Annotated in this window: 7 protein-coding genes; 3 read left to right on the top strand and 4 right to left on the bottom strand. The window is 72.9% G+C overall.

Annotated features, from left to right (window positions below):
• Positions 1 to 470: 470 nt before the first annotated feature.
• The gene (locus ACZ6BG_RS29880; protein ID WP_030362703.1) at positions 471 to 1,019 is read right to left on the bottom strand and encodes a MarR family winged helix-turn-helix transcriptional regulator; all 549 of its coding nucleotides are present in this window, start codon (positions 1,017 to 1,019) and stop codon (positions 471 to 473) included.
• A gap of 115 nt (positions 1,020 to 1,134) precedes the next feature.
• On the opposite strand from ACZ6BG_RS29880, the gene ACZ6BG_RS29875 reads away from it, so the two are divergent.
• A complete protein-coding gene (locus ACZ6BG_RS29875) occupies positions 1,135 to 2,409 on the top strand; it encodes an MFS transporter (RefSeq protein WP_469007227.1) in 1,275 nt (424 codons plus the stop codon).
• Between the two features lie 25 nt (positions 2,410 to 2,434).
• Here the strand turns inward: ACZ6BG_RS29875 and ACZ6BG_RS29870 are convergent, their stop codons facing one another.
• Together ACZ6BG_RS29870 and ACZ6BG_RS29865 are read right to left on the bottom strand one after the other, a co-directional pair.
• The gene (locus tag ACZ6BG_RS29870) at positions 2,435 to 4,105 is read right to left on the bottom strand and encodes an ATP-binding SpoIIE family protein phosphatase (RefSeq protein ID WP_469007176.1); all 1,671 of its coding nucleotides are present in this window, start codon (positions 4,103 to 4,105) and stop codon (positions 2,435 to 2,437) included.
• A 251-nt stretch (positions 4,106 to 4,356) separates the two neighbouring features.
• Positions 4,357 to 5,715: an NAD(P)/FAD-dependent oxidoreductase gene (locus ACZ6BG_RS29865; protein ID WP_469007174.1), complete on the bottom strand. Its 1,359-nt coding sequence runs from the start codon at positions 5,713 to 5,715 to the stop codon at positions 4,357 to 4,359.
• 372 nt (positions 5,716 to 6,087) lie between these two features.
• Here ACZ6BG_RS29865 and ACZ6BG_RS29860 point away from each other — a divergent pair, with 372 nt between their 5' ends.
• Both ACZ6BG_RS29860 and ACZ6BG_RS29855 read left to right on the top strand, forming a co-directional pair.
• Positions 6,088 to 6,897, top strand: a complete 810-nt coding sequence (locus ACZ6BG_RS29860; protein WP_469007171.1) for a TetR/AcrR family transcriptional regulator — start codon at positions 6,088 to 6,090, stop codon at positions 6,895 to 6,897.
• A gap of 220 nt (positions 6,898 to 7,117) precedes the next feature.
• Positions 7,118 to 9,199 (top strand): sigma-70 family RNA polymerase sigma factor, encoded by a 2,082-nt coding sequence (locus tag ACZ6BG_RS29855; RefSeq protein WP_469007169.1) that lies wholly within the window; start codon positions 7,118 to 7,120, stop codon positions 9,197 to 9,199.
• 78 nt (positions 9,200 to 9,277) lie between these two features.
• Here ACZ6BG_RS29855 and ACZ6BG_RS29850 read toward each other — a convergent pair whose 3' ends face one another.
• Positions 9,278 to 12,724 carry an AfsR/SARP family transcriptional regulator gene (locus ACZ6BG_RS29850; protein WP_469007167.1) on the bottom strand — a complete coding sequence of 1,149 codons (3,447 nt, stop codon included), beginning with the start codon at positions 12,722 to 12,724 and terminating at the stop codon, positions 9,278 to 9,280.
• Positions 12,725 to 12,998: the final 274 nt, after the last annotated feature.

Below are 12,998 nucleotides of genomic sequence, written 5' to 3'. Positions count from 1 at the left end.
GGCGCTTCCCTTCGGTGTTTCTTTTGTTCTTGCGTTTCCGACTCTATCAGATCTTTCCGGCTTCCCGTTCCGACCCGATTTCCTCGGTGCTTTCCGGCCTTTCGGCCTTCCGGCGGTGTTGACTCTATCAGATCCTTTCGGGCCTGATTCCCAGTCAACCGGGGTTGTCTTCCCGGCTGTTGGGCCGTTCCGACGTCTCAAACTTTAGCGGATTCTCCCGGCAGTTCCTAATCGGGCCGTTTCCGGTCGCGACAAGATCAGGGAAATGAATTCGGGCGTGCCGAAATCATCCCCGTAGGGAGATCGTGCAGGTGGTTTGAGTGGCCGCGTGAGCGGCGGGATTTGCTGTCGCAGAACCGTTACAGCTCGGCGGCAACCCGAAGAACCTTACGGATCGGGCAGGCGACTGTCAACCCACCCTGGTCGGCGCCACGGCACCCCCCTGTCCTCTGTCCAGAGGGAGCCGAGGGTCAGTCGAGGTCGGTGAGGCGGCCGCCCGCGTCGGGCTGGGCGTGCTCGACCCGGCGCAGCAGCCGTGTGAGGACCTCGCCGAGCACACCGCGCTCCACGGGCGTGAGGTCCTGGAGGAGGTCGTCCTCGAAGACCGTGGCGAGGCGCATCGCCTCCAGCCACTTCTCCCTGCCCTCCGCGGTCAGCTCGACGATGACGCGTACCCGGTTGTTCTCGTCGCGCTCGCGCGTGACGAGGCCTTCGCTGACCATGCGGTCGATCCGGTGGGTCATCGCGGCGGGCGTGAGGCCGAGGCGCTTGGCCAGGTCGCCGGGGCCCATTTGGTACGGGGCGCCGGACAGGACCAGGGCCTTGAGGACCTCCCACTCGGCGTTGCTGATGCCGAGCGTCGCGGTCTGGCGGCCGTAGGCGACGTTCATGCGGCGGTTGAGGCGGCCGAGGGCCGAGACGATCTTCTCGACCTGGGGGTCGAGGCCCTGGAACTCCCGCTGGTAGGCGGCGATCTGCTCTTCGAGTGTCGGCTCTGTGGGGCCGGGGGTATCGCCCATGGCCGCAGTATGGCACGGGGCCGCTTGCCGTCGAAGTCCTTCGATGTGTATTGTTTAGATCCTAACTTTAGCTTCGAAGTCTTCAGTCCTAAGGCAGGTGAAAGTGAACAAGGCGATGGGCGCTGCGATGGGCCGGATCCACGTGGGCAACGCGCTGAGTGCGTTCGGTCTCGGTTTTACCGTCCCCTTCTTGTACGTGTACGTGGCGCAGGTCCGGGACCTGGGCGCGGTGACCGCGGGCCTCGTGCTCGCCGCGTTCGCCGTGGCCGCGCTGATCGTGCTGCCCTTCTCGGGCCGCGCGATCGACCGGCGCGGCCCCATGCCCGTGCTCGTCGCCGCGCTGTCCACCGCCGCCGTCGGCGCGCTCAGCCTGGGCCTGTCCTCCAGCGCGCCGTTCGTGTTGCTCTCGGCCGGTGCGCTCGGAGCCGGTCAGGCCGTGATGCAGCCGGCGCTCGCCACGATGATCGTGGAGTGCTCCACGCCGGGCACCCGCTCGCGCGCCTTCGCCACGCAGTTCTTCCTGCAGAACCTGGGCCTCGGCATCGGCGGCCTCATCGGCGGGCAGATCGTGAAGCATGAGCGGACGAGCGACTTCACGCTGCTCTTCGCCATCGAGACCGTGATCTTCCTGGTGCTCATCGGCGTCATGCTGACGGCCCGGATACCCCGCTCGGCGCGCATCGCCGACGCCACGCCCCAGGCCGGCGGCAGCATCAGGGACGTATTCCGCAACCGCGTGATGCTGCAGCTGTGCGTCCTCGGCTTCGTGCTGTTCTTCGCCTGCTACGGCCAGTTCGAGTCCGGCCTTTCGGCGTACGGCGTCGAGGCCGCCGGGATATCCCCGTCCACGCTCGGCATCGCCCTGGCCGCCAACACCGGCGCCATCGTGATCGCGCAGTTCGCCGTCCTGCGGTTCGTCGAGCGCCGCAAGCGCTCGCAGGTGATCGCCGCCGTCGGCCTCATCTGGGCCGTGGCCTGGATAGCCGCCGGGTACGCGGGGCTGGGGCACGGCAGCCAGGCCATGGCGACCGCCGCGTTCATCTCGACGTACGCGCTCTTCGGGCTCGGCGAGACGATGCTCGCGCCGACCGTCGCACCGCTGGTCGCCGACCTCGCGCCGGAGTCCATGGTCGGGCGGTACAACTCCGCCTTCGCGCTGGTCAAGCAGCTCGCGCTCGCGGTCGGTCCGGCCGTGGGCGGCCCCATGGGCGCCACGCTGCACGCTCCGTACATCGTGACGTTCCTGCTCTTCTCGCTCGGCATCACGGTGCTCGCGCTGCGCCTCGGCAAGCACCTCAGCCCGGCGCAGAACCACCCGCACCTGCAGAAGAGCCGCGTGGTGGCACAGGGCGCGCCTGACGCCCCGGAGACCGTGACCGCCCACTCCTAGGAGTGGGCTCCGCGAGAACCGTCGGCTACGCGCGCGGGAGTGCGAACTCGCACCAGACCGCCTTGCCGCCCCCGGGCGTGCGCCGTGAGCCCCAGTTCGAGGCGATCGTGGCGACGATGGCGATGCCCCGGCCCGCCTCGTCGGCGGGCTCGGCGCGGCGGCGGCGCGGCAGGTGGTCGTCGCCGTCGGTGACCTCGATGATCAGGCGGCGGTCGGTGCGGCGCAGCCGCAGTCGCATCGGCGGGGTGCCGTGCTGCAGGGAGTTGGCGACGAGTTCGCTGGCCGCGAGGACGCCCAGGTCGTGCAGTTCGGGCGGGAAGCGCCAGCTGGCGAGGACGCCGGTGGCGAAGGCCCGCGCACGGGGCGCGGCCTCCACACCGCCGAGGAGCTCCAGGGCGGCGTTGCGGAACAGGTCCGCGTGCACACCCGTGCGGGCGGGCTGCTGCAGGACGAGGACCGCCACGTCGTCGTCGTGGTCGGCGGTCACGCCCAGGGCGCGGATGAGGCGGTCGCACATCACCTGGGGCGTGCCGGTGGCCCCGGCCAGGGCGCGCTCCAGGGCTGCCACGCCCTCGTCGATGTCCTCGCTGCGGCGCTCGACCAGGCCGTCGGTGTAGAGCACGGCGGTGGAGCCGGGGCCGAGCGGCAGGGAGCCGGAGGCGTGCAGCCAGCCGCCGGTGCCCAGCGGCGGGCCCGTGGGCTCGTCCGCGCGGTGGATCGTGCCGTTCTCGTCGCGCACGAGGATCGGCAGGTGGCCCGCGGAGGCGTACGCGAGGCTGCCCTCGTTCGGATCGTGCACCGCGTACACGCACGTCGCGATCTGGCTGGCGTCGATCTCCGAGGCGAGGCCGTCGAGGAGCTGCAGGACCTCGTGCGGCGGCAGGTCGAGGCGGGCGTACGCGCGCACGGCCGTGCGCAGCTGGCCCATGACGGCCGCCGCGCGCACCCCGCGGCCCATGACATCGCCGATGACCAGGGCGGTGCGGCCGCCGCCGAGGGTGATCACGTCGTACCAGTCGCCGCCGACCGCGGCGTCCGTTCCGCCCGGTTGGTACGTGGCGGCGACGCGCAGGTCGTCGGGCTGCTCCAACTCCTGGGGCAGCAGTGAGCGTTGCAGCGTCACGGCCGTCTCGCGCTGGGTGCGCTCGCTGGCGCGCAGGCGTTCGGCGGCCTCGGCGTGGTCGGTGACGTCGGCGGCGAAGACGAGCACACCGCCCGATCCGTCGTCCGCGGGGCCGCCGAGCGACAGCGACACGGGCGTGCACGTGAAGGTGTAGGACCGGCCGCCGGGCGCCTTGCGGGACTTGACCGTGCGCGGCTTGTCGCTGCGCAGGACCTGGTCCAGGAGCGGCAGCAGACCGACCGCGTCCAACTCGGGCAGCGCCTCGCGCGCGGGGGCGCCCACGGGCCGTGCGCCGAACGCCGTGGTGTACGCGTCGTTGACGTACGCGATGCGGTGGTCCGCGCCGTGCACGAGGGCGACGAGGGCCGGGATGCGGTCGAGGACCTCACGGGCCGGGAGTTCGTCGACCCCGGCGGGCGTGTCCGCGAGGCTCCGCGTGTCCGCGAGGCGCTCGGCCCGGGCCGCGGGGACGGAGCTCTCGCCCAGCTGTGCCGGGGAACCGCCGGCTTTGGTGCGCGCCGCGGCGCGGCGCTGTGTTCCGGGGAGCCGGGCGCTCCAGCGCGTGAAGTTCACTGCGGTAGGCCTCGTGGTGTCGCTTCTGGATCGGGCGGGGGTGTGCGGCCGGGGGTCCGGCCGGTGGCGCGGCGGCTGTGGGCGCCGCCTCCCGGGAAGACACAGCATGGCGTGGAGCGGACGATTTCTCTTGGGTGTGCCCGTCTTGGGTGTGCCCGCCCATCATGGTCACACGTCCAGTCTGGCCGACGGGACTGACATCCGTCAGACGCCGGACCCGCCCGGGGAGTTCCGGTCGGAGGTCTCGGGGGTCATCGGGACTCCTTCGGGCGCTCGCCCCCGGCTGCGAGTTCGAACTCCGCACGCGGGTGCTCGAGCGACCCCAGGGAGACGATCTCGCGTTTGAACAGGCCGGAGAGAATCCATTCGGCGAGCACGCGGGACTTGCGGTTGAGGGTGGGCACCCGGCTGAGGTGGTAGACGCGGTGCATGAACCAGGCAGGGTAGCCCTTCAGCTTGCGTCCGTAGACGTGTGCGACCCCTTTGTGCAGCCCCAGGGACGCCACCGAGCCGACGTACTTGTGCGCGTACTTCTGGAGGGGCCGCTTGCGCAGGGTCGCGGCGATGTTGTCGCCGAGGACCTTGGCCTGGCGCACGGCGTGCTGGGCGTTGGGGGCGCACTCCTTGCCGGGCTCGTCGGCGGTGACGTCGGGGACCGCGGCGGCGTCGCCCGCGCCCCACGCGTGCGGCGCGCCGTCGACGGCCAGCTCGGCGGTGCACTTCAGACGGCCGCGTTCGTTCCGGGGCAGGTCGGTGGCGGCGAGCAGGGGGTGCGGTTTGACGCCCGCGGTCCACACGACGGTGCGAGTGGGGAAGCGGGCGCCGTCGTCGAGCACGGCGACACGGTCCTCGCAGGATTCGAGGCGGGTCTCCAGGCGTACGTCGATGTTGCGTTTGCGCAGCTGGCTGACCGTGTACTTGCCCATCTCCGCGCCGACCTCGGGCAGGATCCGCCCGGACGCCTCGACGAGGATCCACTTCATGTCGTCGGCCTTGACGTTGTGGTAGTACCGCGAGGCGTAGCGGGCCATGTCCTCCAGTTCGCCGAGCGCCTCCACGCCCGCGTACCCGCCGCCCACGAAGACGAAGGTCAGGGCGGCGTCGCGGACGGCCGGGTCGCGGGTGGAGGAGGCGATGTCCATCTGCTCGATGACGTGGTTGCGCAGCCCGATGGCCTCCTCGACGGTCTTGAAGCCGATGCCGTAGTCGGCGAGGCCGGGGACCGGCAGGGTGCGGGAGATCGAGCCGGGCGCGAGGACCAGTTCGTCGTACGCGATGTCGAGGGGGCCCGCGCCCTCCTCCACGGTGGCGAGCGTGGTGAACGACGCGGTGCGCTTGGCGTGGTCGACGGAGCGCACCTCGCCGACGATCACCCGGCATTTGTCGAGAACACGGCGCAGCGGTACGACGACGTGGCGCGGTGAGATCGAACCGGCCGCCGCCTCGGGCAGGAACGGCTGATACGTCATATAAGGATCTGGGGAGATCACGACGATCTCCACCGCGCCCTGCTTGAGCTCCGGCTTCAGTTTCCGCTGGAGGTGCAGCGCGGTGTACATCCCGACGTAGCCACCACCGACAACGAGAATGCGCACAGGTTCCGTCACCATCCCATGACGCACCCGCACTTCGTGTTTGTCCACAGGCTCGACAATTTGTATGACAGGAAGTCGCCGTCGGCACCGCGCCGCCCGGCTGTCGGGGCTGGTGGAATGTGCGCAGGTCAGAGGGTGATGGCAGGGTGGTGTCGCAGGGGGCAATCGGGTGGGAAACGGTGCGTACTCCGATCGGGGGGCGCTCTGTGCGGAACCCACCTCTTCTGAATTGACTCTGGCTCAACTATGTTCGTGTGACGTCGGGGTGTCGGGGGATGCGCTCGTCGGGTCCGGTTTGCCGGACTCGTGGAGGAGCTTCGCCCGCACGCCGGTCATCGATGGCGGGGAGTGTCTCCGGGGGGAGACGTCATTACCGGGGGAACGTATATGCACATTCAGGACTCTCACTGGACTTCCGCGACCGCGTCGGCAGCTGCCGTCGCCACCGGCGGAAACGGCCGCGATCTGACGGACGGAGCGCGTTCGACACCGCTGCGCGTGGACGCGCAGCGGAATCTCGAACACGTGCTGCGCGCGGCGCGTGAGGTATTCGGAGAGCTGGGGTACGGCGCGCCGATGGAGGACGTGGCTCGCCGCGCCCGCGTCGGCGTGGGAACGGTCTACCGCCGCTTCCCCAGCAAGGACGTACTGGTGCGACGGATAGCCGAGGAGGAGACCTCCCGGCTGACGGAACAGGCACGGGCGGCGCTCGGCCAGGAGGACGAGCCGTGGTCGGCGCTCTCGCGCTTCCTGCGGACGTCGGTGGCTTCGGGCGCGGGGCGGCTGCTGCCGCCGCAGGTGCTGCGCGTGCAGACGGACGCCGACAGCGCCGAGGGCACCGCGGGTGCGACGGGACCGGCGGGCATCGCCGGGACGGTCGGCTCGGCGGAGGCCCGGGTGCCGCAGCAGCGGCAGGTGCCTTCGCTGTCCGGGCCCGAGCTGCGGCTCGTGGAGCAGCGGCCGGCCCCCGCGGCGGAGAGCGACGACGCCGGAGCGGCGGCGCTGCTCGAAGTCGTCGGGCGGCTCGTGGAGCGGGCGCGGGCGGCCGGTGAGCTGCGCGCGGACGTGACCGTGTCGGACGTGCTGCTCGTGATAGCCACGGCGGCACCCTCGCTGCCGGACGCCGCGCAGCAGGCGGCGGCCTCGTCGCGGCTGCTCGACATCCTGCTCGAAGGGCTTCGGTCCCGGCCCGCATAGCCGTTCACGTGGGACATTCGGGCCCTGACGAGTTCTGAATGCTCAACTCCCTTACGTTTCACGGGAGTTGAGCATTCCCCGAATGAGTGAACGCTAGTGCTCCATTGCGGGAACGCGCCCCGGACGGGTGGTTGCTCGTCTTCGCTATTCGATGGAGCGCGACCGTGTGGCACTCTTGCCCGGTGTTCGGGTCCGAGTGTGCATGCGGAGGCTTTCCGCGATGAGTGTTGACGGGCGGGACGAGCCCACCCCCGGTGGGGGTGAGTCGAGCGGGCTTCCTCCCCGGCAGGTGCCGAACCAAGGCGGTCCCGGTGGCAGTGGCGGGGCCGCGGGCTCCGGCGCCGCGGGTGATCCGGCGGGCGGTTCGGCAGGCGGTGGCTCCGGCGGGTCCGGGGCGGCCGGTCCCGATCCCAGTGTGCCGACGCAGCGGGAGCGCGGGTCGGAGGCGACTCCGGGAGCCGGTCCCACGGTCGCCGGTCCCGCCGGTCCCGCCGGTGGCCCGGCGGGCGGTTCCGCCGGGGGCACGGAGGCCGTGGTGCCCGGTGCCCGCATCGGCCCCGACGTGCCGCCGTCCGACGCCGACCTCATCGAGCGCATGCGCGCGGGCGACGACTCCGCGTACGCGGAGCTGTACCGCAGACATGCCGAATCGGTACGGCGCTACGCCCGCACCTGCTGCCGCGACGCCCACACCGCCGACGACCTCACCGCCGAGGTGTTCGCCCGGATGCTGGGAGCCGTGCGCTCCGGGTCCGGCCCCGAGCACGCGGTGCGCGCCTATCTGCTGACCACGGTGCGGCGCGTCGCGGCCGGGTGGACGAAGTCCGCGAAACGGGAGCAACTGGTCGACGACTTCGCGGTCTTCGCCGCGCAGGCCGCCCGGGGCTCCGAGGTGTCCGACGACGACACGGTCGACCTCGGCGCGGACGTGCGCGCCATGCACGAGGCCGAGCAGTCCCTGGCCATGCAGGCGTTCCGCAGCCTGCCCGAGCGCTGGCAGGCCGTGCTGTGGCACACGGAGGTCGAGGACGAGTCCCCGAGCGACGTGGCCACGCTCTTCGGCCTGGACGCCAACGGCACCCGCGTGCTGGCGAGCCGCGCCCGCGAAGGCCTCAAGCAGGCCTACCTCCAGGCCCATGTGAGCGCCACGCGCACCGAGAGCGAGGAGTGCGCGCGCTACGCCGACCGGCTCGGCGCCTACGCCCGCGGCGGCCTGCGCACCCGTGCCGAGCGCGGACTGCGCAAGCATCTGGAGGAGTGCGCCGACTGCCGGGTCGCCGCCGGTCAGATCAAGGAAGTCGCGAGCAGCATCCCCGCCGTCGTGCCGATCGCCGTCATCGGCTGGTTCGGTGCCGCCGGGTACGCGAAGGTGGCCGCCCTCATCGGCGGCGGCGTCGCGGGCGCGGGTGCGGCGGGGGCCGCCGGAGCCGCGGCGGGCGGTGCCGGTTCCGCCGGGGCCGGGGGCGCGGCCGCGGCCGAGGGGCTCGGCGCGCCCGCCAAGGCCGGGATCGCGGCGGGTGTCGTGGTCGCGGCCGGGGTCGCCGTGGCGATCGCGCTCGCCGGTGACCCCAAGCCCAAGGAGGACCCGCCGAAGGCGAAGGCGCCGGTCTCCGCGCCCGTCGTACCGCGCGATCCGCCGCCCCCCAAGCCCGAGCCCAAGCCGGAGCCCCCCGCTCCGAAGCCCAAGCCTCCGCCACCGCCGAAGCCGACGCCGACGCCGAAACCCACCCCCAAGCCGACGCCGAAGCCGACCCCGAAACCGAAGCCGCCCCCGGAGAAGCCCAAGCCCAAGCCGCCCCCACCGCCGAAGCCGAGGCCCACACCGCCCAAGCCGACCCCGAAGCCACCGCCCCCACCGCCGCCCGCACCGCGGGTCTTCCAGTGGAACCAGCTGGAGTACGGCCTCAACGGCGACGGCACCAAGCCCGAGATGCGGCTCGGCGAGAGCAGTTGGGTGTGGCAGCGCTGGGGCATGTCCATCGACGACAAGCGCTACGGCCACGGCGTGACCGTGCACGGCAGGTCCTCGGTCACCATCGACCTGAACCGCAAGTGCTCCTCCTACGAGGCACTCGTCGGCGTCGACGACATGACGATGGGCCTCGGCAAGGTGCGCTTTTCCGTGTACGGCGACGGGGTGCCGCTGTGGCGCTCCCCGCTGGTCAAGGGCGGCGACGCGGCGGTACCCGTCCGGGTCGGCCTGACCGGCCGCAAGACGATCCGCCTGGTCGTCGAGCCCCACACACCGTTCTCCTCGACGGCCCTGGCGGACTGGGCGCAGTCGCGACTGTCCTGCGTCTGAGGCGCTGGGGCGGCGCTCGCGCCTGAGGTGTCGGGCGGCGGTGCGGTCGGCGAGCCGACGTCGGGGCGGCGACGCGGGTCAGTCGGACGTGGTCGTCAGGTGTTCCAGGGCCTCGGTCATCGTCATGCCGCTGCCCGCGGTGCTCTCCCGCTCGTACGCCGCGTCGCCGAGTGCCGCGCGGGCTGCGCGGGCCGTGTGCTCGGCCTCTACCCGGTCCGGCATGGGGCGTTCGTAGCCGCCGCGCCAGTGGGCGGCGAAGGCCAGGAGGCGGGTCGCGCGGGTGTGGTCGCCGGCCTGGGACGTGAGGACGGCGGCGGCGTCCACCAGGCCCGCGATGACCATCTCCGAGCAGCGGCTGCGCAGGGCCTCCGGCAGCACGTCGGCGAGGACGGCGAGCCCGGCGCCCGGCCCGGACTCGGCCGCCGTGATCCGGGCGTCCACACCGCCGAGGCCCGCGGCGAACTGGGGCGGCAGCGTGCCGCGCTCGGACGCCTCGCGGGACTCCTCCCACAGGGCGCGGGCTCGCGCCACGTCGCCGTCGTGCAGCGCCATCTCGGCGCTCATGAGGCGGACGAAGGCACGGGAGTCCATGACCCCGTACTGATCGCCGGCCGTGTTGGCCTCCTCCAGCCCCTTCGCGGCGAGGCCGGGGTCGCCCGAGCGGTAGGCGATCTCCGCGAGGCGGGCGAGCAGGAAGGGGGCCTCGGCGTACGCGCCGACCTCGTAGGCGAGCCGCAGCGCCTCCTCGTACTCCTGCCGGGCGTCCTCGTAGCGGCTGCGGGCCATCGCCGCCTCGCCCGCCGCGCTGCACACCTGCGCGCGCAGCCACCGGTCGCCCACGCGTCTGCTCAGCCCACGCAGCTCCGCCAGGTCGTCGTCGACCCCGCCCAGGTTGCCCTGGCGGTCGACGCTGGTGTGCACCCGGAACATCAGCGTGATCGCGACCTCCCAGTCGCCGCCGAAGCGGCGGCAGTTGGCGACCGCCATGTCCAGGTACCGCAGGACGTCGGCGCCCCAGCCCAGCGCGTCGCCGAAGTAGAGCGTGAAGGGCCACACCAGGCCGGGGAACCGGCCGCTCTGGGGCACCGGGCGGATGAACACGTCCCGCACCCGCCGGATGTAGTCCGGCTCCAGCCCGCCGTCGAGCATCTCCGAAGGCCTGGACTCCACCGTCAGGAACAGATGCAGCATCCGCAGGCTCATGCGGGGCCAGAACACCGGGGCGTCCTCGTCCGCGAGGTCCGCGTCCAGGCCCGCGGCGCCCGCGGCGAGGGACGAGACGCCCGCCCCGGACTCGTCGGCGGTGCCCGGCGGCAGCGTCAGGGCAAGGGCGCGGCCGACCCACTCCGCGCCCTCCCCGCGGTAGTTCCGCAGCCACCAGAACCAGCCGAGGCCCAGGACAAGGGCCGTGGCCAGCTCCTCGTCGCGGGACTCCACGGAGCGCTGCAGGGCCGCGCGGAGGTTGTCCAGCTCGGTCCCCAGGCGGTGGATCCACGGCAGTTGCTCGGCGGAGCGGAGCAGCGGCTCGGCCGTCTCGACCAGCGCGCGGAAGTACCCGCTGTGCCGCCGCTCGGCCTCGGCGCGCACCTCGGAGGTCTCGGCGGCGCGCTCCGTCGCGTACTCGTGAATGGTCTCCAGGAGGCGATAGCGCATTCCCGGGCCCGCGCCGCCCGAGCGCCCGCCCTCCCCCGCCGGGTCGTGCGCGTCCGCGACGACCAGGGACTTGTCGACGAGCGCGCCGATGAGGTCCGCGGCCGATCCGGAGCAGACCGCCTCGGCGGCCTCCAGGTCCCAGCCGCCCGCGAAGACGGACACCTCGCGCAGGACCGTGCGCTCGGCGGCGTCCAGCAGGTCCCAGGACCAGTCGACGACCGCCCGCAGGGTCTGCTGGCGCGGCAGGGCCGTGCGGGAACCGCTCGTGAGCAGCCGGAAGCGGTCGTCGAGGCGGTCGGCGATCTGGCGGGGCGTGAGCAGCCGCAGGCGGGCGGCGGCCAGCTCGATCGCCAGTGGCAGGCCGTCGAGGCGGCGGCAGATCTCCGCCACCGACTCCGCGTCCCCGGCCGCGTCGAAGCCGGGGCGCACGGCCTCCGCCCGCTCGGCGAACAGGCGGTGCGCCGGGTCGGGCGGGAGCGGCTCCACCGGGCGCACGCACTCGCCCGGCACGCCCAGGGGTTCGCGGCTGGTCGCGACGATCGTGAGCCCCGGGCAGCGGGTGAGCAGGGTCTCCGCCAACTCGGCGGCGGCGCCGATGACATGCTCGCAGTTGTCAAGGATCAGGAGCAGGCTGCGCGGGGCGCAGTACTCGACGAGCAGGGCGAGCGGGTCGCCGTGCGGGATCGTCAGCTCACTGGTCATCAGCACGGTCTCGCGCAGGCCGAGCGCGCTGACGACCGCCCCGGGAACCGCCTCCGGCCGGTCGAGCGGGGCGAGCTCGGCCAGCCACGCGCTCGGATGCCCGGCGGCGGCCTCCTCTGCGAGGCGGGTCTTCCCGGAGCCGCCCGGCCCCGTGAGCGTGACCAGACGTGCCCTCCGCATATCCGAACGGATGGCCCCGAGTTCGGGTTCCCGCCCCACGAAGGAAGTCAGCCGGGGGCGGAGATTTCCCTGACGTTCGGTGGGAGGACGAGGAGTTGCGGGACGCGGGGTGCTCTCGGTGCCCACAGTGTCTGTGGGGCCTGCAATGTCCGTGGTGCCTGCGATGTTTGTGGTGCCCCTGCTGCCTGTGGGACGCGGCTGGAGCACGGCCGCGCCCTCGCCCTCGCCCCGCGGGTCGGCCTGTGCCTTGCCCTGTGTCTCCCGTTGCCTCGTCGGCTCGGCCAGCAACTCCGCGTGCAGGGCGCGCAGTTCCTGACCCGGGTCGGTGCCGAGTCCCTCGGCGAGGGTACGGCGGGCGTCCTCGTACGCGGCGAGGGCGTCCGCGCCGCGGCCCGCGTCGCGCAGTGCGCGGATGAGGAGGGCGCGCAGGGCCTCGTCGTACGGCTGGTCGGTGGTCAGCGCCTTCAGTTCCGGTACGACGTCCGGGGCGTGGCCGAGCAGCAGGTCCGCCTCGACCCGGGCGCGGGTGGCCTCCTGGCGGCGGGCCTCCGGGCGGGTGGCCGCGGTGCGGTCGGGGAGGTCGGCGAGGGCCGGGCCGTGCCACAGGGCGAGGGCCTCGCGCAGGAGGCGGGCGGCGGTCGCCGGGTCGCCGCGGTCCAGGGCGGCGGTGCCCTCGCGGGTCAGGCGTTCGAAGCGGTGCAGGTCGACTGCGTCGGGCGGGGTGATGAGGCGGTAGCCGCCGGGGCCGGAGGCGATGGCGTCCCGGCCGAGGGCTCTGCGGAGGCGGCCCACGAGGGCCTGGAGGGCGGCGGGGGCGTCCGCCGGTGGGGTGTCCGCCCAGATGTCGTCGATGAGGGTGTCGACCGGGACCGTACGGTCGGCTCTCAGGGCCAGGGCAGCGAGCAGCGAGCGCAGGCGAGGGCCCCCTACGGGCAGGGGTGCCCCTTGGTCGTCGTGCGCCTGCGTGGCGCCCAGGATCTGGTACCGCACTGGGTCATTGTGGCCGGTGGGGGCGACTGCGTCGCGGGGATTGTCGGCGGGGCGCCTTGGGGGGCTGGATTCGCCGGGAGCGGGGTTCGCCGGGGGCTGGGTTCGCCGGGAGCGGCGGGGGTTGCTCGCGGGCGGCGCCGCCGACCTGGGGCCGTGCCACGGTGAGAGCTGCACCTGGCTGGGCGAGCGGCAATCGGCAGGGGCCGGAAAGCCACCCACTCGGCCCGGTGACGCCGGACCGGCCGTTGTGGCGTTGTGGCACCGGTGCGGACGG

Source organism: Streptomyces sp. NPDC041205, from assembly GCF_055591765.1.
This window is presented reverse-complemented; position numbering and strand designations above follow the sequence as displayed.

Excerpts from the sequence above, each read along its gene's own strand:
- ACZ6BG_RS29865 (WP_469007174.1), bottom strand. The coding sequence starts at position 5,715 with ATGGTGACGGAACCTGTGCGCATTCTCGTTGTCGGTGGTGGCTACGTC.
- ACZ6BG_RS29860 (WP_469007171.1), top strand. The coding sequence starts at position 6,088 with ATGCACATTCAGGACTCTCACTGGACTTCCGCGACCGCGTCGGCAGCT.
- ACZ6BG_RS29880 (WP_030362703.1), bottom strand. The coding sequence starts at position 1,019 with ATGGGCGATACCCCCGGCCCCACAGAGCCGACACTCGAAGAGCAGATC.
- ACZ6BG_RS29855 (WP_469007169.1), top strand. The coding sequence starts at position 7,118 with ATGAGTGTTGACGGGCGGGACGAGCCCACCCCCGGTGGGGGTGAGTCG.
- ACZ6BG_RS29875 (WP_469007227.1), top strand. The coding sequence starts at position 1,135 with ATGGGCGCTGCGATGGGCCGGATCCACGTGGGCAACGCGCTGAGTGCG.